The 25,161-nt window shown below is 62.5% G+C and carries 16 protein-coding genes; 5 read left to right on the forward strand and 11 right to left on the reverse strand.

Features of this window, described 5'->3' with window-relative positions; all coding sequences use genetic code 11:
* Positions 1 to 9 precede the first annotated feature (9 nt).
* Entirely contained in the window at positions 10 to 3,399 is a 3,390-nt protein-coding gene (gene mscK, locus LIX91_RS11055; RefSeq protein WP_181017083.1) for a mechanosensitive channel MscK, read from the forward strand.
* Between the two features lie 60 nt (positions 3,400 to 3,459).
* On the opposite strand, the gene LIX91_RS11060 is transcribed toward mscK, so the two are convergent.
* The 5 genes from LIX91_RS11060 to LIX91_RS11080 are packed head-to-tail and all read right to left on the reverse strand — an operon-like array spanning position 3,460 to position 9,613.
* Positions 3,460 to 5,193 (reverse strand): biotin carboxylase N-terminal domain-containing protein, encoded by a 1,734-nt coding sequence (locus LIX91_RS11060; protein WP_226488482.1) that lies wholly within the window; start codon positions 5,191 to 5,193, stop codon positions 3,460 to 3,462.
* Complete coding sequence (locus LIX91_RS11065; RefSeq protein ID WP_003414370.1) at positions 5,190 to 6,794, reverse strand: 5-oxoprolinase/urea amidolyase family protein; 1,605 nt, start codon at positions 6,792 to 6,794, stop codon at positions 5,190 to 5,192. The genes LIX91_RS11060 and LIX91_RS11065 overlap by 4 nt, the downstream gene beginning before the upstream one ends.
* A gap of 9 nt (positions 6,795 to 6,803) precedes the next feature.
* Positions 6,804 to 7,598 carry a putative hydro-lyase gene (locus LIX91_RS11070; RefSeq protein ID WP_226488483.1) on the reverse strand — a complete coding sequence of 265 codons (795 nt, stop codon included), beginning with the start codon at positions 7,596 to 7,598 and terminating at the stop codon, positions 6,804 to 6,806.
* 2 nt (positions 7,599 to 7,600) lie between these two features.
* Entirely contained in the window at positions 7,601 to 8,365 is a 765-nt protein-coding gene (locus tag LIX91_RS11075; RefSeq protein ID WP_226488484.1) for a LamB/YcsF family protein, read from the reverse strand.
* A 15-nt stretch (positions 8,366 to 8,380) separates the two neighbouring features.
* Entirely contained in the window at positions 8,381 to 9,613 is a 1,233-nt protein-coding gene (locus LIX91_RS11080; RefSeq protein ID WP_003414365.1) for an NRAMP family divalent metal transporter, read from the reverse strand.
* Positions 9,614 to 9,866: 253 nt separating this feature from the next.
* Here LIX91_RS11080 and LIX91_RS11085 point away from each other — a divergent pair, with 253 nt between their 5' ends.
* Both LIX91_RS11085 and selO read left to right on the forward strand, forming a co-directional pair.
* Entirely contained in the window at positions 9,867 to 10,532 is a 666-nt protein-coding gene (locus tag LIX91_RS11085; RefSeq protein WP_080052450.1) for a GntR family transcriptional regulator, read from the forward strand.
* Positions 10,533 to 10,670: 138 nt separating this feature from the next.
* A complete protein-coding gene (gene selO / locus LIX91_RS11090) occupies positions 10,671 to 12,134 on the forward strand; it encodes a protein adenylyltransferase SelO (RefSeq protein ID WP_100072821.1) in 1,464 nt (487 codons plus the stop codon).
* A gap of 749 nt (positions 12,135 to 12,883) precedes the next feature.
* Here selO and LIX91_RS11095 read toward each other — a convergent pair.
* The 6 genes from LIX91_RS11095 to pilG are packed head-to-tail and all read right to left on the reverse strand — an operon-like array spanning position 12,884 to position 22,848.
* Positions 12,884 to 13,354, reverse strand: a complete 471-nt coding sequence (locus LIX91_RS11095; RefSeq protein ID WP_003392217.1) for a chemotaxis protein CheW — start codon at positions 13,352 to 13,354, stop codon at positions 12,884 to 12,886.
* Entirely contained in the window at positions 13,347 to 19,331 is a 5,985-nt protein-coding gene (locus LIX91_RS11100; protein WP_226488485.1) for an Hpt domain-containing protein, read from the reverse strand. Before LIX91_RS11100 ends, LIX91_RS11095 begins: the two co-directional genes overlap by 8 nt.
* Positions 19,332 to 19,378: 47 nt before the next feature.
* Positions 19,379 to 21,421, reverse strand: coding sequence for a methyl-accepting chemotaxis protein (locus LIX91_RS11105; RefSeq protein WP_003414357.1), 2,043 nt, complete (start codon positions 21,419 to 21,421; stop codon positions 19,379 to 19,381).
* Positions 21,422 to 21,471: 50 nt separating this feature from the next.
* Positions 21,472 to 22,011, reverse strand: a complete 540-nt coding sequence (locus LIX91_RS11110) for a chemotaxis protein CheW (RefSeq protein WP_003414355.1) — start codon at positions 22,009 to 22,011, stop codon at positions 21,472 to 21,474.
* Positions 22,012 to 22,025: 14 nt separating this feature from the next.
* Positions 22,026 to 22,391 (reverse strand): twitching motility response regulator PilH, encoded by a 366-nt coding sequence (gene pilH / locus LIX91_RS11115; RefSeq protein WP_003316741.1) that lies wholly within the window; start codon positions 22,389 to 22,391, stop codon positions 22,026 to 22,028.
* A 46-nt stretch (positions 22,392 to 22,437) separates the two neighbouring features.
* A complete protein-coding gene (gene pilG, locus LIX91_RS11120; protein WP_002551738.1) occupies positions 22,438 to 22,848 on the reverse strand; it encodes a twitching motility response regulator PilG in 411 nt (136 codons plus the stop codon).
* A 254-nt stretch (positions 22,849 to 23,102) separates the two neighbouring features.
* Between pilG and gshB the strand changes: the two genes are divergently transcribed.
* Complete coding sequence (gene gshB, locus LIX91_RS11125; RefSeq protein ID WP_003316740.1) at positions 23,103 to 24,062, forward strand: glutathione synthase; 960 nt, start codon at positions 23,103 to 23,105, stop codon at positions 24,060 to 24,062.
* 166 nt (positions 24,063 to 24,228) lie between these two features.
* Positions 24,229 to 25,131: an energy transducer TonB gene (locus tag LIX91_RS11130; RefSeq protein ID WP_003316738.1), complete on the forward strand. Its 903-nt coding sequence runs from the start codon at positions 24,229 to 24,231 to the stop codon at positions 25,129 to 25,131.
* Positions 25,132 to 25,161: the final 30 nt, after the last annotated feature.

Raw genomic sequence — 25,161 nt, forward strand, 5'->3', positions numbered from 1 at the left:
CCGGTGTCTATGTTTTCCCTGCGTTCCTTTTGTGCTGCCGCACTGTTTGCGCTCTGCCTGTCTTCCTTCCCGGCGCTTGCCGCCGATCCGCCCAGCAGCGACGCTGTTCAGCAAAGCCTCGACAAGATTGCCGACCGCAAGCTGCCTGACGCCGAGCAGAAGGCACTGCAACAGGTCCTCGAGCAGACACTGGCGTTTCTGAACAGCAAGCAGGACAGCGAGCAGAAGCTCGAAGCGCTCAAACAGCAGCTCGCCCAGGCGCCAAAACAGACTTCGGAAAACCAGCGTGAACTGGCCCGACTGAAAGAAAGCAAAGTGGTGCCTGTGGCCCAGCGCTACGGCGGCCTCGACGTGCCGCAGCTGGAGCAACTGCTCAGTCAGCGCAGCACCCAGCAAAGCGATCTGCAGAGCGAACTCAACGACGCCAACAGCCTGGCCATTACCGCGCAAACGCGGCCGGAGCGCGCCCAGACCGAAATCAGCGCCAACCAGACACGCATCCAGCAGATCAACGCCATCCTCAAGAATGGCAAGGACAACGGCAAGACCCTGAGCGCCGACCAGCGCAACCTGCTCAATGCAGAGCTGGCCTCGATCAACGCCCTCAACCTGCTGCGTCGCCAGGAACTGGCCGGCAACAGCCAGTTGCAGGACCTGGGCAACAGCCAGCATGACTTGCTGACCGAGAAGGTCGCACGCCAGGAGCAGGAAATTCAGGACCTGCAGACCCTGATCAACGACAAGCGTCGTGCCCAGTCGCAGAAAACGGTTGCCGACCTGTCTCTGGAAGCGCAGAAGTCCGGCGGCAGCAGCCTGCTGGCGACCGAAAGCGCCGCCAACCTCAAGCTGTCGGACTACCTGTTGCGCGGCACCGATCGCCTCAACGAGCTGACCCAGCAGAACCTCAAGACCAAGCAGCAACTGGACAACCTGACCCAGACCGATCAAGCCCTCAGCGAGCAGATCAACGTGCTGAGCGGCAGCCTGCTGCTGTCCAAGATTCTCTACAAGCAGAAGCAGGCGTTGCCACATCTGGAGCTGGACAAGGGGCTGGCCGACGAAATCGCCAACATCCGCCTGTATCAGTTCGACATCAACCAGCAACGCGAACAGATGAGCACACCGACCGCTTACGTCGAAAAGCTCCTCGCCACCCAGCCGCCTGAAAACGTCACCCCGCAACTGCGCCGGACGTTGCTGGACTTGGCCATCACCCGCAGTGACTTGCTGGAGCGCCTCAATCGCGAGCTGAGCGCGTTGCTCAACGAATCCATCACCCTGCAACTGAACCAGAAGCAGCTGACCAGCACCGCGCAGGGGCTGCGCGCCACACTCGACGAGCAGATGTTCTGGATCCCCAGCAACAAGCCGCTGGACGTGGAGTGGTTTCAGAATATCTGGCCGCGCCTGCAAAAGCAGGTCGCTACCCTGCCGTGGACATCCAGCCTCAGCGAACTGTCAGATGGCCTGACCCAGCGGCCGCTGCTGTTCCTGCCCTTGCTGCTGTTGATCGGCATACTGACCTGGCGGCGCAAGGCGCTGTACCAGAAGCTCAATCGCCTGCACGCCGACATCGGTCACTTCAAACGTGACAGTCAATGGAAGACGCCACTGGCGCTGCTGATCAACGTGCTGCTGGCCATGCCCGTCGCACTGGGGCTGGCCCTGTGCGGCTACGCGCTGCAGATCGACGCCCGCGGTCAAAACGCCAACCTGGGCGAGGCGTTGCTGCAGATCGCCCTCGCCTGGCTGGTGTTCTACACCGCCTATCGCGTGCTTGCCCCGTCAGGCGTTGCGCAGTTGCACTTCCGCTGGGAGACCGCGCAGGTCGAGTTCCTGCGTGGCTGGGTGCGTCGCCTGGGGCTGGTCGTTCTGGCCCTGGTGGCGGTGGTGGCCGTCGCTGAACACCAGCCTGCCGCACTGGCCGACGACGTGCTGGGGATTGGCGTGGTGCTGACCTGTTACGCCCTGATGACCTGGCTGCTCGCTCGCCTGCTGATCTCAAGCCCCACGCATCACAACGCCTCACTGTTCCGCAAAACCGTCGGCTTGGTGTTCACGGCATTGCCGGTCGCGCTCTTCCTCGCGGTTTGCTTTGGCTACTACTACACCGCGCTCAAGCTCAGCGACCGCCTGATCGACACCCTGTACCTGATGATGATCTGGCTGATGGTCGAGGCGACGTTCGTCCGCGGCCTGAGCGTGGCCGCCCGGCGTCTGGCCTATCAGCGCGCGCTGGCCAAGCGTCAGGCAGCCAGAGAAAACGGCGACAGCGACATTCCGGTCGAAGAGCCCAAGCTGGACATCGAACAGGTCAACCAGCAGTCGCTGCGCTTGATCCGTCTTGCCCTGCTGGCCGGATTCGTAGGCGCGCTGTACCTGGTGTGGGCCGAGCTGATCACCGTGTTCGCCTACCTGGACAACATCATTCTCTACGAATACACCAGCGGCACCGGTGCCAACATGAGCATGGTGCCGATCAGCCTGAGCGACTTCCTCGGTGCGGGGGTGATCATCGTCATCACCTTCGTGCTCGCCGGCAACCTGCCCGGCCTGCTGGAAGTGCTGGTGCTGTCACGCATGAACCTCGCGCAGGGCAGTGCCTACGCGACAACCACGCTGCTGTCTTACACCATCGCCGGTGTCGGCTTCGTCACCACGCTGTCGACGCTGGGCGTGAGCTGGGACAAATTGCAGTGGCTGGTCGCGGCGCTGTCGGTGGGTCTGGGCTTCGGTATGCAGGAAATCTTCGCCAACTTCATTTCCGGCATCATGATCCTCTTCGAACGTCCGGTGCGGATCGGCGACACCATCACCATCGGCGCCCTGTCGGGGACGGTGAGCAAGATCCGCATCCGTGCCACGACCATCACCGACTTCGACCGCAAGGACATCATCGTCCCGAACAAGACCTTCATCACCGGCCAGCTCATCAACTGGTCGCTGACCGACACCGTCACCCGCGTAACCCTCAAGCTGGGCGTGGATTATGGCTCGGACCTGGACCTGGTGCGCTCCCTGCTGCTGCAAGCCGCCCGGGAAAACCCTCGGGTGCTCAAGGAACCAGAGCCGATCGTCTACTTCCTGAACTTCGGCGAAAGCACCCTCGACCACGAACTGCGCATGCACGTACGCGACCTGGGCGACCGCAACCCGGTACTCGACGAGATCAACCGCTTCATCAATCGCGAGTTCAAGAAGCAGCACATCAATATCTCGTTCCGCCAGATGGAGATCTACCTCAAGAACACCCAGGGCCTGGAATACAAACTGGTACCTGCAGAGCCGGTCGACAAGCATGGCGCACCGGCTGGGCAGACGACCCTTCAACCGGTCAACACCAAAGTGGCCCCGGCGACCAAAGATGCGCCCGAGCCGCCTGAGTTGCGGCTGGATTGAGAAGAGTGAAAGTGTGTGTCGACCGGGCTACCGTCCGGTCGACACGCGCTAGCGATTAAATCAGGCCTCAACCCGCCCAATCACCACCTTCGCCTCCAGATACCCCCCAGGCTCCTTGCTGATCTGCACGGTTCCGGCACACGGCGCCAGTATCGATGTTTCCATCTTCATCGCTTCCATGATGGCGATCACCTGTCCCTTCTCTACCGTCGCACCGTCTTCAACCGCCCAGGCATGCAGGTTGCCCGCTACCGGTGTCAGCACTGCGTGCGGGTCCGGGGCGTTGGCCGCTGGCTGGCTGGCGTCAGCCGGGGCGGCAGCGTTCAGGCTCATGTCGGCCAGCAGCGCAGCAGGCAGGCCCAGTTCGTGGCGTTTGCCGTCGATTTCAACGAAGGTGCGCAGCACGCCGGGATCGACCGGCTCTGCGTTGCGCGGGGCAATGGTGACGTGCTCGGCGAAGTCGGTTTCGATCCAGCGGGTGTGTACCGCGAAGGTGTCGGCGGCGGTGAAGTCGGCATGGTCCATGACCGCCCGATGGAACGGCAGCACGGTGGCCACGCCTTCTACCTTGAACTCGGCCAGCGCACGGCGGGCGCGGCTGATGGCCTGTTCGCGGGTTGCGCCGGTGACGATCAGCTTGGCGATCATCGAGTCGAAGTTCGGTGAGACCCTTGAGCCTTCTGCAACGCCGGTGTCCAGGCGCACGCCCGGACCGGACGGCGGCTGAAATAAAGTGATAGACCCCGGCGTCGGCAGAAAGCCGTTGCCCGCGTCTTCGGCGTTGATGCGAAATTCAAAGCTGTGGCCGCGTGGCACAGGCGTGACATCGAACGACAGCGGCAGGCCGTCGGCGACGCGGAGTTGTTCGATGACCAGATCCACGCCGCTGGTTTCTTCCGTCACTGGGTGTTCGACCTGCAAGCGCGTGTTGACCTCCAGGAACGACAGGGTGCCATCGCCGCTGAGCAGGAACTCCACCGTACCGGCACCGACATAGCCCGCTTCGGCGCAGACCGCGCGGGCCGACTCATGAATGCGCTGGCGCAGTTCGTCATTCAGATAAGGCGCTGGCGCTTCTTCGATCAGCTTCTGGTTGCGACGCTGCAACGAGCAGTCACGGGTGCCGACCACAACCACCCGGCCATGACGGTCGGCGATGATCTGCGCTTCGATGTGCCGTGGGCGATCCAGAAAGCGCTCGACGAAGCACTCGCCACGGCCAAACGCCGAAACCGCTTCACGCACCGCAGACTCGTACAGCTCGCTGACTTCATCGAGCTTCCAGGCAACTTTCAGGCCGCGACCACCGCCGCCAAAGGCTGCCTTGATGGCAATCGGCAGGCCGTGCTGCTCGGCAAACGCGACCACTTCAGAGGCATCGTTTACCGGGTCTTCCGTACCGGCCACCAGCGGTGCGCCGACTTTCAGTGCGATGCGCCGGGCCTGGACCTTGTCGCCCAGTGCGTCGATGGTCGCAGGATCGGGACCGATCCAGATCAGACCGGCGTCGATCACCGCGCGGGCGAATTCGGCGCGCTCCGAGAGGAAGCCGTAGCCTGGGTGAACCGCGTCGGCACCGGCACGCGCGGCAACCGCCAGCAGCTTTTCGATATTCAGGTAGGTGTCGGTCGGGCGCTCACCCTGCAGCCCATAGGCTTCATCGGCCTGACGCACGTGCAGCGCGTCGATATCGGCATCGGCGTACACCGCCACCGAGGCGACTCCGTAGTCACGGCAGGCACGGGCAATACGAACGGCAATTTCGCCACGATTGGCAATCAGAACCTTTTTCATCTGTTCTTGGTCTCGTCTGAAGTGGCGGGGCGCACTGGCTCGAAGGCGCTCAGCGGGTTGAAGCGAATGCGGGCATTGACCGGAATCTGCCCGGCCTTGTCCAGGTGGTAAGTGGCGACTGCGCCGATGACCGGGTAACCGCCGGTCAACGGGTGATCGGCCAGAAACAGTACCGGCTGGCCACTGGGCGGCACCTGAATGGCACCGACCGTGGTGCCCTCGCTGGGCAACTCGCCATCGACGGCACGTTGCAGCGATTGCTCGCCCGCCAGGCGAATGCCGATACGATTGGATTGCGGCGTTACCAGCCAGGTCTGTTGCGCCAGCAGTTGCTGGGCTTCGGCGCTGAACCAGTCACTGCGCGGGCCCATGACCACATCCAGGGTGATGACCTCATCGCTACGCGGCATCTCGAAGGCCGGTTGTTCGGCAGTCGACACCGCAGGGCCTCCGGTTCTGCGCGTGAAGCCCAGCCGGTCACCCGCTGCCAGCGCGGCGGGCCCGACCTGGGCCAGCGTGTCTGTGGACAGGCTGCCGAGCACCGGCTCATGAATGAAACCGCCACGAACCGCCAGATAATTGCGCAGGCCGGCAGTCGGGGAGCCGATGCTGACCTGATCGCCGTTCTGTAGAGAAAATGGCGCATAAAGCCGCGGCTGCAATTTTTGTCCTTCGGCGGTCAGCACTTCGACGCGGGCCTGAGCACCGGTAATCGCCACAACGGTCTGCCCCTGACAGGTGAAGGTCAGGCCGCCCATGAGGATTTCCAGGCACGCTGTCGCCGGATCGTTACCCACCGCGCGGTTGGCAGCGCGCAAGGCGCCGCGATCCAGCGCGCCCGATGCGGAAACACCCTGCCCCGCGCGACCGGGACGGCCCAGGTCCTGAAACAGGGTCTGCAGACCTGGCGTCTCGATCTGCAGATAGTCTTCGCTGACCGTCGTCGCCTGCGGCCGGACAGGTGCGGCAACCTGCACACGAGTCTCCGGGAGCGGACCGGCATCCTGGAAACGCACGCGGTAGCCGGGCTGGAGCAAGGCGGGCTCGTCGCGGCCCAGATCCCACATGGTTGAGGTGGTCACCCCGATGATCTGCCAGCCGCCGGGGCTGGCCTGTGGATAAATGCCACTGAAACCACCGGCCAGTGCCACTGCGCCAGCCGGAATACGCGTGCGCGGCGTGCTGCGCCGTGGCACCACGAACCCGGCGCCACCGCTGAGGTAGGCAAATCCGGGTGCAAAGCCGCAGAACGCAACGTTGTAGTCGCTGCCAGTGTGACGCTTGATCACTTCCTCGACGCTGATGTCCAGCTCGCGGGCGACATCGGCCAGGTCTTCGCCATTGTAATGCACAGGTATTTCGATCAGCTTGCCCGCCTCGCGTGCCTTGCCACGAATGTCGCGCGAGGCGATCTGTGTGGCGAGCGCTTCGAAACCGATGGCTGACGGACGAAAGTGCACCAGCAACGTTCGGGCGGCCGGGACGATTTCCTCGACGCCAGCGATGGGCATCTGCTGTAACGATTCGAACAGGGCCAGGGTCTCGTCCAGATTCGACAGTTCAACCAGGAGTGCATCCAGGTTGGCCGGGTAGAAACGCATGAGCCTCTCCTATACGTGGTAGTAGCTGTCCGGAATATCGGTAATGAACATGTGGCCCGGCGCGTGGGAAATCGCGAACGGCACACGGGACGCCATGACCACTGCCTGCGGGGTCACACCGCAGGCCCAGAACACCGGAATCTCGCCAGGCCTGATAGTCACCGCATCACCAAAATCAGGGCTCGCCAGGTCGTTGATGCCAAGCAGTCCAGGCTCGCCGACGTGTACTGGCGCGCCGTGCACACCGGGATAGCGCCCGGTGATGCGCGCCGCTTCGGCCACCCGGTCCGCCGCGATCGGGCGCATCGACACCACCATGTTGCCCTGCAGGCGGCCGGCCGGGCGGCAGACGCGGTTGCTGCGGTACATCGGCACATTGCAGCCTTCGCTGATGTGGCGCACATCGATGCCGGCGTGCATCAGGTCGGTTTCGAAGGTGAAACTGCAACCGATCAGAAAGCTGACCAGATCGGTGTGCTGCGCCCAGATGTGGCTCACGTCACTCAGTTCTTCGGCCAGTTGCCCGTCGCGCCAGATCCGGTACAGGGGCAGGTCGGTGCGCAGATCAGCCTGCTCGGCCAACAGCGTGGTGTGGCTGCCGGGCTCGGTCACATCCAGCACCGGGCAGGCTTGCGGGTTGCGCTGCGCGAACAGCAGAAAGTCATACGCCCATTCACGCGGCAGCGTGATCATGTTGCACTGGGTCAGACCGGGCGCTTGGCCAGCGGTCGGCGCAACGAATCCCTGGCGATAACGGGCACGGGCGGCGCTGGCTGCCTCGCGGGCGAGTTGCAGTGAATTCATGATCAGCCTCGATTGAATGCGCGGACAGTGACGCCTGCGTCGTGCAAACGGTCTTTCAGAATACGCGCGATGTTCACCGCGCCCGGACTGTCGCCATGCACGCAGATCGAATCGGCCTGCAGGCTGATTTCGCGGCCACCTTCAGCCTCGATGACGCCTTCGCGCACCAAGCGCAGCATGCGCTCGGCGATCCGTTCGGCGTCGTGCAGCACGGCACCGGGCCGCGAGCGCGAGACCAGCGTGCCTTCAGCGGTATAGGCGCGGTCGGCGAACGCTTCGGCGACGCAGGAAAGCCCGGCTTCGCGTGCCCAGTCGAGCAGCGGGGAATTAGCCAGGCACACCAGCTTCAGCGCTGGATCAATGCGCAGCAGCGCCTGAATGACCGCCGCGGCCTGACGCTGATCACCGGCAATGGTGTTGTACAGCGCGCCGTGCGGTTTGACGTAGCTCACGCTGGTCCCGGCGCTGCGGGCCAGGCCCTGCAGTGCGCCGATCTGATAAATGACGTCGGCGGTCAGTTGGTCGCTCGGGATGTCCATGTTGCGGCGGCCGAACCCTACCAGGTCCGGGTAGGCGACATGCGCGCCGATGGCAACGCCCCGTGCCGCAGCGGCCTCGAGGGTGCGCAGGATCCCGGCCGGGTCACCGGCATGGAAACCGCAGGCCACGTTGGCGCTGCTGACCACATCGAGAATCGCCTCATCGTCGCCCATGCTCCAGGCGCCGAAGCTTTCACCGAGATCACTGTTGAGGTCTATCGCAGGCATTTTTATTCTCCGAAATCAGGCTGCATTGATGAAGGCAAAGATGGCTCCCGCCGATTTGAACGCCATGTACCACGACAGCAGGCAGGTCAGCACGCCCAGCACCAATAGCCAGCGCGGGTAGTGGTAGCCGTCCATCATGTCGGACCGGCGCCAGCCGACGTACATGAAAATGCTCAGGCCCAGCGGCAGGATCAAGCCGTTGAAGCCCCCGGCAAAGACCAGCAGCGCGGCCGGTGGTTTGCCCCACATGACGTATACGACCACGGTGATCAGAATAAAGCCGACCGTCGCCAGGTTGCGCGCGCGTTCAGTGATGCGTTTGGAGAACACGGTGATGAACGACATCGAAGTATAGGACGCGCCGATCACGCTGCTGATGCCGGCCGCCCAGAGCACCAGGCCGAACATGATCAGGCCGAAGTTGCCAGCGGCAGCGGTGAACGCCTGGGCCGCAGGGTTTGCACCCTTGCCGGACACATCGATGACGACGCCGCTGGCGACCACGCCGAGGATCGCCAGAAACAGTATGTAACGAACAACCCCGGTGACCAGAATACCGGTCAGCGCCGCCTTGGACACCACATCGATGTTCTCGACCCCGACGGTGCCGCGATCCAGCAATCGGTGAGCACCGGCGTAAGTGATATAGCCGCCGACCGTGCCACCGACAATGGTGGTGATGGCCGCGAAATCGACCATGTCCGGCAGAATGGTCTGGCGCAGCGCTTCACCCAGCGGCGGGTGCGAGGCAAAGGCGGCGAACAGGATCAGACCGACCTTCAGGGTGCCCAGCACCATCATGATGCGGTCCATGGCGATGCCGGCGCGGTGCGACGAGAAGATCGCGATGGCGATCAGCGCGCTCAAGGCGCCACCCCATTTGGGGTCAAGACCGGTCAACGCATTCAAGCCCAGGCCCGCACCCGCGATGTTACCCAGACTGAACACCAGGCCGCCGAAGATCACCAGTACCGCCAGCAGATAACCGCTGCCCGGGATTGCCGCGTTGGCCAGATCGGCCGCGCGCATTCTGGTCAGCGTGACGATGCGCCAGACATTCAGTTGCACCACGAAGTCGATCAGGATTGAAGCCAGGATGCCGAAGGCAAACGCCGCCCCCAACGTCGCGGTAAACGTGGCTGTCTGGGTCAGAAAGCCAGGACCGATGGCAGAGGTCGCCATCATGAAGATCGCGGCGATCAAAGAGGCGCGGCGCGCCTTGGTGAACTCATTGGCAGTCTGTGTCACGGCGGCATTCCTGAGATGAGAGGTATTCTGCCAGAGCAATGACCATGCCAAGGGTCATTCAAACGCGCCAAGTTGTAGATACACAAAGATAATATTGTTGAACAATGTATGCGATATGGATCAAACATGTGCACCGTGTTGTTACGCAGGGACTCAGGTGTGCTACCTGATGAAGCATCTGCTGACCTTCGTCCTTGCCAGCCAATGAGCTGTCGTGGAATATCGACCTGGCTTTTCTTTCTCTGGACCCTTTATGAACGACGCTGCCTCTGCCCTCCCTCGCACCCTCGGAGAATCGATCACCACTGAGCTTCGCAGAATGCTGGTCGAGGGCGAGCTGGTACCCGGTCAGCGCCTCTCGGAAGCCGCTCTGGCCGAGAGTCTGGATATTTCCCGTAACACCCTGAGAGAAGCCTTCAGAGTGCTGACCCGGGAAGGACTGCTGACCCACGAACCCAATCGCGGCGTCACCGTGGCCGAGCCTGATATGGCTTCGATCATCGATATCTACCGCATTCGACGCTTCATCGAATGCGGGGCGATTGCCCAGGCTTATCCACAGCATCCCGGTGTGCTGCACATGCGCAATGCGGTCGAGGCCGGCGTGCAGGCGCGTGAAGCGAAGGACTGGATTGCCGTGGGCACCGCCAACATGATGTTTCACAAGGCCATCGTCGAGCTGTCCGACAGCCCGCGACTGGTTGCGTTTTATGCACAGATATCGGCAGAGTTGCGACTGGCCTTCGGCCTGCTCAACAACCCCGAGCTGTTGCATTCGCCTTATCTGGACATGAATGCTGCGGTACTCGGGCGCCTGGACGCGGGCAAGACCGATGAGGCGACGCGCATGCTCGAGGATTATCTGGTGCAATCGGAACGAACGATTCTGGCCGCCTTCGAGCGAAGCCGGAACCGGTAGTCCGGGCGCAGGCCCGATCACCAGAACTACCACCCAGGGACCCGGTCTACGGGTTCTGACCGTTGCAACACGCCCGACGAGCCAGGCAGGCCGCCGCTTCGTTGAAAGCCTGAAATCCCCCTCTGGAGGCGATACGCTTTGAAAGCACTCGACGAACTCATTTTCGACAACCGCTTTGCCCGTCTGGGCGACGCGTTCTCCACTTCCGTGCTGCCTGAGCCCATTGATGCGCCGCAGCTTGTGGTTGCCAGCCAGTCAGCGCTGGCGCTGCTGGACCTGGCGCCTGAACAGGCCGATCTGCCGTTGTTCGCGGAAATCTTCAGCGGTCACAAGCTGTGGTCCGAAGCAGAGCCTCGGGCGATGGTGTATTCCGGGCATCAGTTCGGCTCCTACAACCCGCGCCTGGGCGACGGTCGCGGGCTGTTGCTCGGCGAGGTGTACAACGACGCCGGCGAGCATTGGGATCTGCACCTGAAAGGCGCGGGCCAGACACCGTACTCACGGATGGGTGACGGGCGCGCCGTATTGCGCTCGTCGATCCGCGAGTTTCTGGCCTCCGAAGCCCTGCACGCACTGGGCATCCCCAGCAGCCGCGCGGGGTGTGTGGTCAGCTCCAGCACGCCGGTATGGCGCGAAACCCAGGAACATGCCGCCATGGTGCTGCGCTTGGCGCAGAGCCATGTGCGTTTCGGCAGTCTGGAATACTTTTTCTACACCAAGCAGCCAGAGCAGTTGAAGACCCTCGCCGAGCATGTGCTGACGATGCATTACCCGCACTGTCAGGAGCAGCCGGAGCCGTATCTGGCGATGTTCAGGGAAATCGTCGAGCGCAACGCCGAGCTGATTGCCAAGTGGCAGGCCTACGGCTTCTGCCATGGTGTGATGAACACCGACAACATGTCGATTCTGGGCATTACCTTCGATTTCGGACCGTTCGCGTTTCTGGATGATTTCGATGAGCATTTCATCTGCAACCACTCCGATCACGAAGGTCGCTACTCCTTCAGCAATCAGGTGCCTATTGCGCAATGGAACCTTAGCGCGCTGGCGCAGGCGCTGACCCCGTTCATCAGCGTGGAAGCGTTGCGTGAGGCCATCGGTTTGTTTCTGCCGTTGTATCAGGCCCACTACCTGGACCTGATGCGCCGCCGACTGGGCCTGACCGTTGCGAATGATCAGGACGAACAACTGGTCAGCCAATTGCTGAAATTGATGCAGAACAGTGGCGTGGATTACACCCTGTTCTTCCGCCGCCTGGGTGACCAGCCAGCCGACGAGGCGTTGCGCACGTTGCGTGACGACTTTGTCGATATCAAGGGCTTCGATGGCTGGGCGCACGCGTATCAGGCGCGTATTGCCCTTGAGGACAACGGCACCGAGCAGGAGCGTCAGACCCGCATGCATGCGGTCAATCCGCTATACATCCTGCGCAACTACTTGGCACAGAACGCCATCGCTGCTGCGGAAAAAGGCGACTACGAAGAAGTCCGCCGCCTGCATCAGGTGCTCTGCACCCCCTTCAGCGAACAACCCGGCATGCAAGGCTACGCCCAACGCCCGCCGGACTGGGGCAAGCACCTGGAAATCAGCTGTTCGTCGTGAGGCTTTGATTCCCTATCGTGCCCATGCTCAGCGTGCTCCGCGTCCTGCCTTGAGTGTGCAGCGCGGCGCAGAGTTGTGACGCGGAGCATCACCCACGGCATTCCCACGCTGGAGCGTGAGGAACGATAATCCTGTAACTATCGTGCGGCGCTCCGCGTCGCATGCAGTTCTGGACGCTCCGCGTCCTGTCCGGAATGTGCGGCGCGGCACAGATCTGTGACGCAGAGCGTCACCAACGGCATTCCCACGCTGGAGCGTGAGGAACGATAATCCTGTAACTATCGTGCGGCGCTCCGCGTCGCATGCAGTTCTGGACGCTCCGCGTCCTATCCGGAATGTGCGGCGCGGCACAGATCTGTGACGCGGAGCGTCACGCACGGCATTCCCACGGGAGCATGAGGAACGATCATCACACTATCGTGCGGCGCTCCGCGTCGCATGCAGTTCTGGACGCTCCGCGTCCTATCCGGAATGTGCGGCGCGGCACAGATCTGTGACGCAGAGCGTCACGAACGGCATTCCCACGCTGGAGCGTGAGGAACGATCATCACACTATCGTGCGGCGCTCCGCGTCGCATGCAGTTCTGGACGCTCCGCGTCCTATCCGGAATGTGCAGCGCGGCGCAGATTTGTGACGCGGAGCATCACCCACGGCATTCCCACGCTGGAGCGTGAGGAACGATAATCCTGTAACTATCGTGCGGCGCTCCGCGTCGCATGCAGTTCTGGACGCTCCGCGTCCTCTTTAACTATGACAGCCCTGCATCCACCAGCCATTGCTCCAGCCCTTCGAGGTCGGGAATGCGGGCTACGGTTTCGCCGATCTGTACGGCGGCCAGTTCCAGTTCGGCCAGCGGGACGTCGACGTAGCTCAACTGGCTGTCGACCTTGCACGAACGCGGGATGCCCTGGGTCAGCAGGGCGATGAACCTGACGTCGTTGCGTCCGCCCAGCGCGTTGAGCACCACGATCCGGGCTCGACCGCCAACGCGGGTGCGGCCTCCGCAGGCGGCTTCGAAGCTGAGCAGCGGCAAGGTCAGTTCGCGCCAGCTGATCGGCCCCAGATACCACTCGGGGGCGTCCGGCTCTGCGCTGCAATCCTGGTAATCGATCAACTCGGCGACCGCGACATTGGGCAGCAGCAGATGCCGGTCACTCAACGGCACCAGCAAGCCAGTCAGGCTGGTCAGACGGCTGGTCTGGAACGTACCTTCAGACATGCACCTGGCTCCAGTAAGCGATGCTCTCCAGCAACACGTTTTCCTGATACGGCTTGCTCAGGTACTCGTTGACGCCCACTGCCATCGCCCGATCGCGATGCTTCTGGCCCGAGCGGGAGGTGATCATGATGATAGGCAGGTCCTTGAGCTGTTCGTCCTGGCGGATCTGGCTGGCCACTTCAAAGCCGTCCATGCGCGGCATTTCGATATCGAGCAGCATGATGTCAGGCGTGTGCTCCTGCAACAGGGTCATGGCATCGACACCATCCTTGGCGGTCAGCACGTGCATGCCGTGGCGTTCCAGCAAGCGGCTGGTAACTTTGCGCACCGTCACCGAATCGTCCACTACCATCACCAACAGCGGTCTGGCGTGCTCGGCTTCGTGGTAGGCAGGCGCCATGCCTGCTCTGAAAGGCAAGCCCTGCAAGGTACGAATCTTCGCCATCAGATCAAGAATCAGCACCACCTGCCCGTCACCCAGGATGGTCGCACCGGAAATGCCCTGCACCCTGGAGAACTGCGGGCCGAGGCTCTTGACCACGATCTCGCGCGAGCCTGCCAGCGCATCGACCTGCACCGCCACCCACTGATCCTGCAGATGCACCAGCAACACCGGCAGCGGCTGCAATTGCCCCGCCAGCCTGGGCGGACTGCTGCCCAGCAACTCGCCCAGATAGCGCAACTCGTAACTGCGTCCGCCATATTGATAGCGCGGCGGGGTGGTCTGGTAATAGCCGTCCAGCTCATTGGCCATGACGCGCACGATGCCATCGACGGTATTGAGCGGCACCGCATACTGTTCTTCGCCGCACGTCACCATCAACGCCCGGTTGACCGACACCGAAATCGGCAGTCGAATACGGAAGCGCGTGCCCTGGCCCGGTACCGAGTCGATGACCATCGAACCGCCCAGTTGCTTGACCTCGGCGTGCACCACATCCATGCCCACGCCACGGCCGGAAATCTGGGTGATGATCTCGCTGGTGGAAAACCCCGCCTGCAGGATGAACGGCAGCACTTCATGGTCGGACAGATCGGCATCCGGATGGATCATGCCGCGCTTGATGGCCTTGCGGCGTACCGCTGCTAGGTCAACGCCCGAGCCGTCATCGCTCAGTTCGATGACCATATCGCCGCCTTCGTACATCAATTCCAGACTGATATGGCCCTGTTCCGGCTTGCCGGCTGCGATACGTTTTTCGGTGCTTTCAAGCCCGTGATCGACGGCGTTGCGCAGCATGTGCTCCAGTGGCGCGACCATTCGTTCCAGCACGTTGCGGTCCATCTCACCGTCGGCGTTGCCCACTTCGAAATGGACTTTCTTGTGCAGTTCCGAGGCCACCTGGCGCACCACGCGACGCAGGCGCGGCACCAATCGTTCGAACGGCACCATGCGCGTACGCATCAGGCCTTCCTGAAGCTGGGTGTTGACCCTGGCCTGTTGCGACAGCAGCGTTTCCGCGTCGCGAGCGCGCGCACCGAGGGTTTCCTTGAGGTCCATCAGGTCGGACGCCGATTCGAACAGCGCGCGTGACAACTGCTGCAACTGCGAATGACGGTCCATTTCCAGCGGGTCGAACTCTTCATAGCCCAGCCGCTCGGCCTGGACCTGCTCACGGCTGAGAATGCGCCCCTGGGTTTCCATGTCCAGACGACGCAACTGATCGCGCATCCGCTCGATGGTGGTTTCCATCTCTACCAGGGCGATCTGTGAATCAATAATCTGCTGTTCAATACGTCCACGGAAGATGGAGGTTTCGCCGGCCAGGTTGACCAGGTCCTCCAGTTGCTCGGCAGGCACCTTGACCATTTCCGGGCCACTGCGCTCTGCCTCACCCTCGGCGGCCGGGGCCACGGCGACCACCGACTCCGGATGGACCTCCAGGTCCTGCGCAGCCAGCACAGCGCCCGACGGCTCGTCGGTGGCCAGTCTGCGAATGCTCTCAATCAGCAAGGTCGCGTCAGGCAGCGGCTTGTCACTGCGCACGGCATCGAGCATGTCGGCCAGCACATCCTGGCCGCTCTGCAACAGCCCCATCATCAACGGCGCGGGCTGCAGGCTGCCGGCGGAAAGCCCCTCGTAAAGCGTCTCCAGTTCGTGGGCCAGATCGCCTATCGGAGCAATTTCCACCATCCGCGCGCCGCCCTTGAGGGTGTGCAGGTCGCGCAGCAGGTTTTCGACTTCCAGCATGTTGTGCGGATCGGCCTGCCAGCGCGCCAATGCCGCGCCCGAGCTTTCCATGATGTCGAAACCTTCCTCGAGGAAGACTTCACGCAGCTCGGTGTCATGTTCGGGAAGATCTTCACTGGCGGCAGGCGAGGCTTGTACCTCGGGCCCGGCGCTCTCGAGCGTGCGGCAGTTGCGCAGCGCGTCGATCAAGGCCGAAGGGTCGCTGAGCGTTTCCTGCCGATGCAGTTGCTCGAGCATAATCGCCAGATGGTCGTGGCTCTCGTGCAGCAGCTCGGCCAGCGCCGGCGAATGGTTGAAGCGCCGGTCGATCAAGCCTTCGTAGAGGTTTTCCAGTTCGTGGGCCAGATCGCCCACCTCGGCCACCTCAGCCATCCGCGCACCGCCCTTGAGGGTGTGCAGGTCGCGTTGCAACGAGGCCAGCGGCGCAGGGTTTTCCGGATCGGCCAGCCAGCGCTGCAAGGCTTGACCGGCGCTGTCGAGGATATCGACGGCCTCTTCCAGAAATATCTCGACGATTTCGTCGTCCGGCCCGGCAACTTCAGTCTCAGTGTGCCCGGCCTCGCTGGCCAGCTGCACGGTGGCGGCGTTGAGCTCGGTAACGCTCAAGGTGCGGTGGCCGTCGCTCTTGACCAGCCCGGTCGCCGATGGGTCAAGCGCCTGATCCAGCAGCTGGTTCAAGGCGCGCACGCATTCGGGACGTGGCTCGACATCCTGGCCGGCCGCCACCTGATCGAGCATGTTGATCAGCGCTTCGTGAGCATTTTCTGCCACATCGAAAAACCGCTCGCTGACCGCCAGACTGCTTTCCTCGACCGCGCCATAGAGGTCGAGCAAGGCTTCGCACAGCTCATCAACCTGCGGCAGGTCGGCCAGGTGCGCGCCATGACCGAGGGTGGTCAGTTCGTCGAGCAGCGCGCTCAGTTCCTGGCGTTCGCCGGGGTGCTGCCGCCAGCGCTGCAGCAGGTTCTCCGCGTCCAGCACGATGTCCATGCCCTCGGCCAGAAAACCGGCGAGCAGCGTGGGGTTGCGCTTGATCCGCAGGCCGCTGTCCGACTCGCGCAGCACCACGGTGAGGCGGTCGTTGAGCATCGCCAGGGCAGCCTCGATCAACGGCGCAGCACCCGGAATATCCGCCAGCGGCGTGCTGTCCAGTTGCTCGAGGCCCTTGTGCAGCAACGGTTCGGCGCTGCGCAGCAGGGCGAGCTCCGGTGAACCGATATCGATCAGGTTGGCCTTGTATTCACGAACTAACTGGTCGAGCGGGCTGGCCAGTTCGGCAATCGGCAGCACTCCAGCCATGTGCGCGCTGCCCTTGAGCGTATGCAACGCACGCAGCACCGCGTCGCTGATCGCCGGCGACGCTGCTTGTTCGGCATTGTCGAGGAAGCGGCCGAGGGTGTTCAGATGGCCGAGCGCTTCCTGCCGGAAAATCTCCAGCAACTGTGGATCGAGCGGTTCGTCGGCAACAGGCTTGCCTGGCGCATGATCCTCCACGGCCGGCAGCGTCGGTGGCTCCAGCCCGTTGGCCAACGCATGGGCGCGAGCCGCCAACAGGTCGACATCGTCGCGCTGGCGCTGCGCATCTTCGGCAAAGTCGCGGATGACCGACGGCAGCAGCGCCTGCACTTCTCTCATCAGTTGCTGCACTTCGAGGCCCGGCAGTACATCGCCTTCCAGCACCCGGTTGAGCAGGTTCTCCACCGACCAGGCCAGCTCGCTGAGGATCAGCGCACGCACCATCCGGCCGCTGCCCTTGAGGGTATGAAACGCACGGCGCACTTCGGTCAACGCCGTGCTGTCCCAGTGGCCGTCGCGGCCGAGCGAGGCGAACCAGCGCGGCAGGTACTCACGCAGCGCGTCGAGCACCTCGTCGGCCTCTTCGAGAAACACATCGCGCAACTCGTCGTCCACCGCCTCTTCCCCGGCCGAGGGCGGCAACAGGCTGGTGGGTACGTTACGGGCGGGCGGGTTGACCGCCGAGACCGGGCTGGCGAGGACCTGGGCAATGGTTTGCGTGGGGCTGACCAGCGCCTTGCGGTCATCCAGTTCCAGCAACTCGTCCTGGGTGATGATCTCTTCGAGCAACGGCACTTCGAGGGTGTCCGCAGCGGGCGTATAGCCCAGCCGTGCCAGGCTTTGCTGGGCCATGTCGAGCACCTGATCGCCCGGCGCCTGATGGTCTTCGAGCATGCGCTCCAGGTAATACTCGATGCCGGTGATGGTGTCGGCCAGGCAATCGAGCTGAACCCAGGTGGGACGGGTTTCGTCCACCAGCAGGTGTTCCTGAATGTATTCGTTGCAGGCGGCCAGCAGGCTGGCCGCACGGGCCAGCGGGATCATGGCCAGCGCACCACGAACCTGCACGATCAGCGCGCACAGCGGATCGAGCCGCTGCCGGTCCCACTCGCCGTCGATGTAATCGAGGATCACGTCCTTGGCTTGCTGCAACACCGTGCGGGCTTCGCGAATCACCAGTTGATGAATCTGCGTCAGGTCGGTGGTCGGCAGGCGGCTTTCTTCGCGGCTGACCTGCTCGTGGCTCCCGGCCATGCCGGCAAGGGTCGATTCGACGTAGAGCAAGGCACCCGCCACATCCATCAGCGCCGCGTCGCTGGGCTCGCGCTGCCCCTGGGCCAGACCGAGGACCACAGACAACTGATCGATGATCACCTTGCGCGGCTGGCCGAAACCCAGCACCGCCAGGGTATCGGCAATCTGCCGCAACGGCGGCAGCAACGCGTTGAGCTCGCTGACATGCTGACGGTCGCCGCGCACGAACACGTCGAGCCGTTCCTTGACCCTGACCAGCCCTTCGCACAAGGCCACGATCACCGAACGCATGGCGTCACGGTCCGGACCGGCCATGCGGGCGCGCTCTTCGTTGACCACGTCGTTGCCGGGCAAGGCATCGGCCAGCGCGTACTGGTCCTTGAGGTCGAGCATCTTCGGCGCCAGGCTGTCGGACTTGGCGATGTAGAACAGCAGGCTTTTCAACAGCTCTTCGGGGGCGGGCTGATTGATGCCGATGACGCCCTGCTCGGCCAGCCGCTTGAGTTCCTTGTCGGCGTCCTTCAACAGGCTGCGCAGCGCCGGGCTGTTGGTGAAGTTGCCGTTGAGCATGGTTTCGACCAGGGCCGAGGCGATCCGCCAGAGCGCACCGAGCGGCGCGTCTTCGCACAACTGCTCAAGCCGGGCAAACACCTTGGCCATGTAACCGAGCTGGGTCTGCACGCCCTGCTCGCGCATCAGGCCGGCCAGCGCCGCCTGCAGCGTCTGGCGCAGCTTGCGCAGCAGGTTGGGCAATTCCGGGGTATTGCGCCGCGCCAGCTCCTCTTCATCAAGCGCCGGCACGACGACCAGCTGCGGGGCGAACAGGCTGGTTTCCGAGAGCAGACTTTCGCCCCGCGCGCTGCGCAGGTCATTGAGCAGTGGCAAGACCACCAGCGGCAGGTCGCGGCGCGCGGAATGAATGCGCTCCAGGTAAACCGGCAACTGACTCATGGCCTGGATCAGCAGTTGCTCGGACTCGACCGGATGGCTGACACGGTTCTGCTGGACCGCCAGCGCCAGTTGCTCGATTTCCTCGGCCAGCAACGCGGCGCCATAGAACTCGATCATCTGCAGACTGCCGTGAACCTGATGCACCAGGTTCAGGCACTCGGCCATCGCCGCAGCGTTGGCCGGGTCTTCGATGAACAGGTCCAGCGACTGACGGGCCTGGCGCAGCGTTTCGGCGATCTCGCCCTTCAGCCATTCAAGGGCTACGTAATCGTGACGATCAGCCATGACGAGTACCGTCCGTTACCCAATCAAGGTTGTTCATGTGCGGTACATCATCCGGCTTTCTTCGATGACGGCAGGGCAAAGCCCGATACCGATCGGCGCATTTCGCTGGCCATTTTCGCCAGATTGCCAATGCTTTCAGCAGTGGCCGAGGTGCCCGAGGTGGTCTGCGAAGTGGTCTGCTGAATGACGGTCATGATCTGCGAAATCTGCCCGGCAGACTCGGCCTGTTGGTGGGCGGCATCGGTGATACTTTCGATCAGCTCGGCCAGCACCCTGGACACCCCTTCGATTTCCCCCAGCGCCACCCCGGCGTCCTGCGCCAGGCGTGCGCCGCGCACCACTTCGCTGGTGGTCTGCTCCATGGAGATAACCGCCTCGTTGGTGTCGTTCTGGATGGCCCGGACCAGCGTTTCGATCTGCTTGGTCGCAGACGACGAACGCTCGGCCAGCCGTTGTACTTCGTCGGCCACCACGGCAAACCCTCTTCCGGCATCACCGGCCATCGACGCCTGAATGGCAGCGTTCAAGGCCAGAATATTGGTCTGGTCGGCAATGTCGTCGATCAGGCTGACGATGTCGCCAATCTCCTGGGATGACTCGCCCAGACGTTTGATGCGCTTGGAGGTGTCCTGAATCTGCTCGCGAATGTTGTCCATGCCATGAATGGTGTTTTGCACGACCTCGTTGCCTTTATTGGCAATCGTCACGGAACGCTCCGCCACGGCCGAGGACTCCGAGGCGTTGGTCGAAACCTGATCGATGGACGCCGCCATGTCGTTGATCGCCGTCGACGCCGCACTGATCTGCAACGCCTGATGCTCTGAGGCAGCCGACAACTGCATGGCCGTCGCCTGGGTTTCAGTCACCGCAGCCGCCACCTGCTCGGCAGTCAGGTTGATGGTTACCACCAGCTCGCGTAACTGGTCGATGGAGTAATTGATGGAGTCGGCAATCGCCCCGGTGAAGTCCTCGGTCACCGAGGCCGTGACCGTCAGGTCGCCGTCGGCGAGGTTCTCGATCTCGTCCAGCAGACGCATGATCGCCGTCTGGTTGCGCTCGCTCTTCTGCGCGGTTTCGCGCAACTGGCGATTGGTCTCGCGCACCATGACCAGACCGATGAGGATGATCGACGCCAGTGCCAGCAAGCCCAGCACATAGCCGCCGACGGTGTTCACGGTGCGGCGCTTGGCGAGGTTTTCCAGGCTGTTGGCGAGTACCGAGGTTTCATCCAGCAGGGTTTGTGAGGTGTTGAAGATGTTGCCCGAGGCCTCGCGCACCTGATACAGCTCGGGCGAGGTCTCGAGAATCTCGTCCACCGAGCCTGAGACGAATTCGAACAGTTCGGCGATCTCCGCCAGCCGCGCCCGCGCATCGCGGTCCTCGACCTGGGAGATGCGCAGCGTGGCGTTGCCCTCCAGCATGCCGTTGAGCACACGCCCGAACTGACTGGCGTCGCGGCCAAAGGCATCGGCGGCCTGCACAGCCGTTTCATCGCCAGCCAGCACGGTGTTGACCGAGCCGAGAATCCGTTCTGCGAGCAGCGCCTGGCGCTGCGCAACCACCACCTGTGCGGCAGGGGCACGGCTTTGCAGGAGGTTCTCGACGACTTTTTCGTATTCGGCCTGCAATTGCGGAATGGTTTCGGCCAGCGTTGCCGCCACCTGATGCAGCGACAGGACGGTCTGTTCGCTGGCCAGAATCACGTCGGTGCTCTTGCGCAGCCCTTCCCAGTCACGTTGCACGGTGCGCAACTCGTCGCGTATCAGATCAGGAGCCGCAGGCAGGCCGGTGGCCGGGTCGCCTTTTCTCAGGTAGCCCCAGCGCACGTCGAAATCGTTGCGCGCATCGGCCAGCAACTTGAACGCCTGGGTTTTGCCGGCAGCCGCTTCGGTGGCGTTTTTCGCGATGCGTTGCGACAGGACGCGCAGCTCGCCGGCATGGCCGATGTACTGTTTGTCGTAGTTGGACTGAGTGTTGAGGTAGGCGAAGTTGGCGAACAGCAACATGATGAAAACGATAAGCGCCACGAACAGCAGAATAATCTGCGTCCGGCTTCTTGCGCCTTCCCTTGACCGGTCTGTACTACTCATTAATCAGGCCCCCGCCTGGATCAATTGTGAAACACACCAGGCCCGACATGCTAGGACGCCAGGTCCATGAAATCCGCAGACTGCACCAGCGCCCACGGGCTGAAGATGTGCCACGCCTGCTCGCGGATAAACTGCCCGCGCAGGAACGGCACCATACGCTGATCCATGTCCTGCGCGGTCTGGGGTATGAGGCTCAACTGACTGAAACGTTGCATACCGAACACTTCATCGACCAGCAGACCGGCAAATACGTCATGGTGCTCGACCACCAGCACCCGGCGCTGTTTGCGCACCGGCACCAGTTCATGGCCGAAAAACCCGCACAGATCCATGAGTGGCAACAATCGACCGCGCAGATTGGCGATACCCGCCACCCAGAACTTCACACCGGGCATTACCGCATGATGGGGTTCGTGAAGGATTTCGGCGATCTCGCCGATCGGCGCGACAAACCGTTGCTCGCCCATACGAAAGCCGATGCCGACCCAGTCCTGCTGATGGGCTTCCTGCAGCGGCAGGCCCGCCGCCAGCGAACGACAGCGTCGATCCATATCCAGAAGCAGTTCAAAAGCGGTGCGCGGCTCGGCCATGGCGATTCCGGCAATCAGCCGGCCAGCACCGCATTCAGGGTTTTCATCAGGGTTTCTTCGTCCACCGGCTTGGTCAGGTAATCCCGCGCGCCCTGGCGTTTGCCCCAGACCTTGTCGGTTTCCTGATCCTTGGTGGTGATCATGATCACCGGGATCATGCTGGTGTCGGCATCCTTGGTCAGCTGACGCGTGGCCTGAAAGCCGTTGAGCCCCGGCATGACGATGTCCATCAGCACGGCATCGGGCTTTTCCTGACGGGCCAGGGCCACGCCATCAGCGCCGTTTTCGGCCTTGAGCACTTCATGACCGTGCTTTTCCAGCATGCCGGTGAGTTTGTACATTTCAGTCGGCGAATCATCGACGATCAATATTCGAGCCATGGGTGTTCCCCGTCAGATTACGAACGCGCGACATCAGGCGCGGGCGTCATGATATGTGTTGTTCTGCTGCAACGAAGCCCGGCACATGAGCCTTGATCGCGCTGAGCAGTTCTTCCTTGCTGAAAGGCTTGGTCAAAAACTGATCGGAACCGACAATCCGCCCCTTGGCCTTGTCGAACAGGCCGTCCTTGGAGGACAGCATGATGACCGGCGTCGACTTGAATGCCCGATTGTTCTTGATCAGCGCGCAGGTCTGATAACCGTCCAGACGCGGCATCATGATATCGACGAATATGATTCGCGGGTGGTTATCGGCAATCTTGGCCAGCGCGTCGAAACCGTCTATCGCAGTGATGACTTCACAGCCTGCGTTCTTGAGCAGTGTTTCGGCGGTGCGGCGGATGGTCTTCGAATCATCGATGACCATGACTTTCAGGGCGGAGGCGTGTTGTTCCATAGCTGCTCTTCCATCGCCGCAGCGAATTTTTGCGCATTCTGCGAGGCACTGGGAGCCTGACGGTATCGCTTCGTTGATCGACTGGGACCGAAGACCGGATGCCGAGCCTTTTTAGCACACTCTCCAGACGCAATCCATAAAGTGCACCTTGGCGCATCGCGGCAGGCCTGCCCCTTGACCGGGAGCAATCGGAGCGCCACCCTGATGCCAATTTTACGGCCGTTGCGGCCCTTACCGATCAGAGGATATTGCCCATGAGCGTTCGCCTAGGGATTGTCATGGACCCCATTGAGCGCATTTCCTATAAAAAGGACAGCTCGCTGGCCATGCTGCTTGCCGCCCAGGAACGCGGCTGGTCGCTGTTCTATATGGAACAGAAAGACCTGTATCAGAACGCTGGCCAGGCCCGCGCACGCATGAAGCCGCTCAAGGTGTTTGCCGATCCGGCCAAGTGGTTCGAGTTCGAAGCCGAAGTCGACGCAGGTCTCGACGACCTGGACGTGATCCTGATGCGCAAGGATCCGCCGTTCGATATGGAATTCGTCTACGCCACCTACCTGCTGGAGCAGGCCGAGCGTGCCGGGGTACTGGTGGTCAACAAGCCGCAGAGCCTGCGCGACTGCAACGAGAAGCTGTTCGCCACGCTGTTTCCGCAGTGCACGCCGCCGACGCTGGTCAGCCGCCGCGCGGACATCATCCGTGAATTCGCCGAACAGCATGGCGACGTGATCCTCAAGCCGCTGGACGGCATGGGCGGCGCGTCGATCTTCCGCCACCGTGCGGGCGATCCGAACCTGTCAGTGATCCTCGAAACCCTGACCGCCCACGGCACGCAGCAAATCATGGCGCAGGGTTACCTGCCGGCCATCAAGGACGGCGACAAGCGCATTCTGATGGTCGATGGCGAACCGGTCCCGTATTGTCTGGCGCGCATCCCGGCAGCCGGCGAAACGCGTGGCAACCTGGCGGCAGGCGGACGTGGCGAGGCCCGTCCGTTGAGCGACAAGGACCGCTGGATCGCCGAACAGATCGGCCCGACCCTGCGTGAAAAAGGCCTGCTGTTCGTCGGCCTCGACGTGATCGGTGAGCACCTGACCGAAATCAACGTCACCAGCCCGACCTGCATCCGCGAAATCGACAATGCCTTCGGCACCAACATTGGTGGCCTGCTGATGGACGCGATCGAGAAGAAGCTGCAAGCGCGCAAGGGCTGATCAGCCGCTGACGCCGCTGACCACGGACAACACCGTGCGCCACGGCGCCAGATCGATTCCCTTCGTCCGATCCGCAGCAGAGCGGCGCGGCACATTGCGTTATCATGCGCCACCTGTAACACGACACGGATTTTGACATGCAGGCTGACGAGATGCTGAACCGCCAATGACATCGATGGCCAACAACGACCTCCCCCTGGAACTCGCCAACGCCGGTGTGCGCCCTGCCGATCGCCTGGGTTTTACCATGATGATCGCGGCGCTGATTCACCTCGCGGTGATCCTTGGCGTGGGCTTCACCTATGTAAAGCCGGAGCAGATCTCGCAGACGCTGGAAATCACCCTGGCCAGCTTCAAAAGCGAAGAAAAGCCCAAACAGGCTGACTTTCTGGCGCAAGACGATCAGCAGGGCAGCGGCACTCTGGACAAGGCCGAAACGCTCAAGACCACTGAGCTGGCGCCCTATCAGGACACCAAGGTCAACAAGGTCACGCCGCCCCCGGCCAGCAAGCCGGTGGTCAAACAGGAAGCACCGAAGACCGCCGTCGCGACCACCGCGCCCAGTCAGCAGAAAACCGTTGCCAAGCGCGATGAGGTCAAGCCCGAGCCCACCACCAAGGCCGCACCGACCTTCGACAGCTCGGAACTGAGCAACGAAATTGCCAGCCTGGAAGCCGAACTGTCGACCGAACAGCAGCTCTACGCCAAGCGCCCGAAGATCCACCGCCTCAATGCGGCCTCGACCATGCGCGACAAAGGTGCCTGGTACAAGGATGACTGGCGCAAGAAGGTCGAGCGGGTCGGAAACCTGAACTATCCTGAGGAAGCACGACGCAAGCAGATCTACGGTAATTTGCGACTTCTTGTGTCAATCAATCGGGACGGCTCGTTGTATGAAGTGCTGGTGCTCGAATCTTCAGGACAGCCTTTGCTGGATCAGGCCGCACAGCGGATCGTGCGTCTGGCGGCGCCTTTTGCGCCGTTCACCGGCGATCTGGCGGATATCGATCGACTGGAGATCATTCGCACCTGGAAATTTGCACGCGGAGACAAGCTGTCAAGCAACTGAACTTTTTGCCAGCTGACGCCCGACACCCAA

Source organism: Pseudomonas sp. B20 (assembly GCF_020515755.1).
GTDB lineage: Bacteria > Pseudomonadota > Gammaproteobacteria > Pseudomonadales > Pseudomonadaceae > Aquipseudomonas > Aquipseudomonas syringae.

Excerpts from the sequence above, each read along its gene's own strand:
- mscK (WP_181017083.1), top strand. The coding sequence starts at position 10 with ATGTTTTCCCTGCGTTCCTTTTGTGCTGCCGCACTGTTTGCGCTCTGC.
- LIX91_RS11060 (WP_226488482.1), bottom strand. The coding sequence starts at position 5,193 with ATGAAAAAGGTTCTGATTGCCAATCGTGGCGAAATTGCCGTTCGTATT.
- LIX91_RS11065 (WP_003414370.1), bottom strand. The coding sequence starts at position 6,794 with ATGCGTTTCTACCCGGCCAACCTGGATGCACTCCTGGTTGAACTGTCG.
- LIX91_RS11070 (WP_226488483.1), bottom strand. The coding sequence starts at position 7,598 with ATGAATTCACTGCAACTCGCCCGCGAGGCAGCCAGCGCCGCCCGTGCC.
- LIX91_RS11075 (WP_226488484.1), bottom strand. The coding sequence starts at position 8,365 with ATGCCTGCGATAGACCTCAACAGTGATCTCGGTGAAAGCTTCGGCGCC.
- LIX91_RS11085 (WP_080052450.1), top strand. The coding sequence starts at position 9,867 with ATGAACGACGCTGCCTCTGCCCTCCCTCGCACCCTCGGAGAATCGATC.
- LIX91_RS11095 (WP_003392217.1), bottom strand. The coding sequence starts at position 13,354 with ATGTCTGAAGGTACGTTCCAGACCAGCCGTCTGACCAGCCTGACTGGC.
- LIX91_RS11100 (WP_226488485.1), bottom strand. The coding sequence starts at position 19,331 with ATGGCTGATCGTCACGATTACGTAGCCCTTGAATGGCTGAAGGGCGAG.
- LIX91_RS11105 (WP_003414357.1), bottom strand. The coding sequence starts at position 21,421 with ATGAGTAGTACAGACCGGTCAAGGGAAGGCGCAAGAAGCCGGACGCAG.
- LIX91_RS11110 (WP_003414355.1), bottom strand. The coding sequence starts at position 22,011 with ATGGCCGAGCCGCGCACCGCTTTTGAACTGCTTCTGGATATGGATCGA.
- pilH (WP_003316741.1), bottom strand. The coding sequence starts at position 22,391 with ATGGCTCGAATATTGATCGTCGATGATTCGCCGACTGAAATGTACAAA.
- pilG (WP_002551738.1), bottom strand. The coding sequence starts at position 22,848 with ATGGAACAACACGCCTCCGCCCTGAAAGTCATGGTCATCGATGATTCG.
- gshB (WP_003316740.1), top strand. The coding sequence starts at position 23,103 with ATGAGCGTTCGCCTAGGGATTGTCATGGACCCCATTGAGCGCATTTCC.
- LIX91_RS11130 (WP_003316738.1), top strand. The coding sequence starts at position 24,229 with ATGACATCGATGGCCAACAACGACCTCCCCCTGGAACTCGCCAACGCC.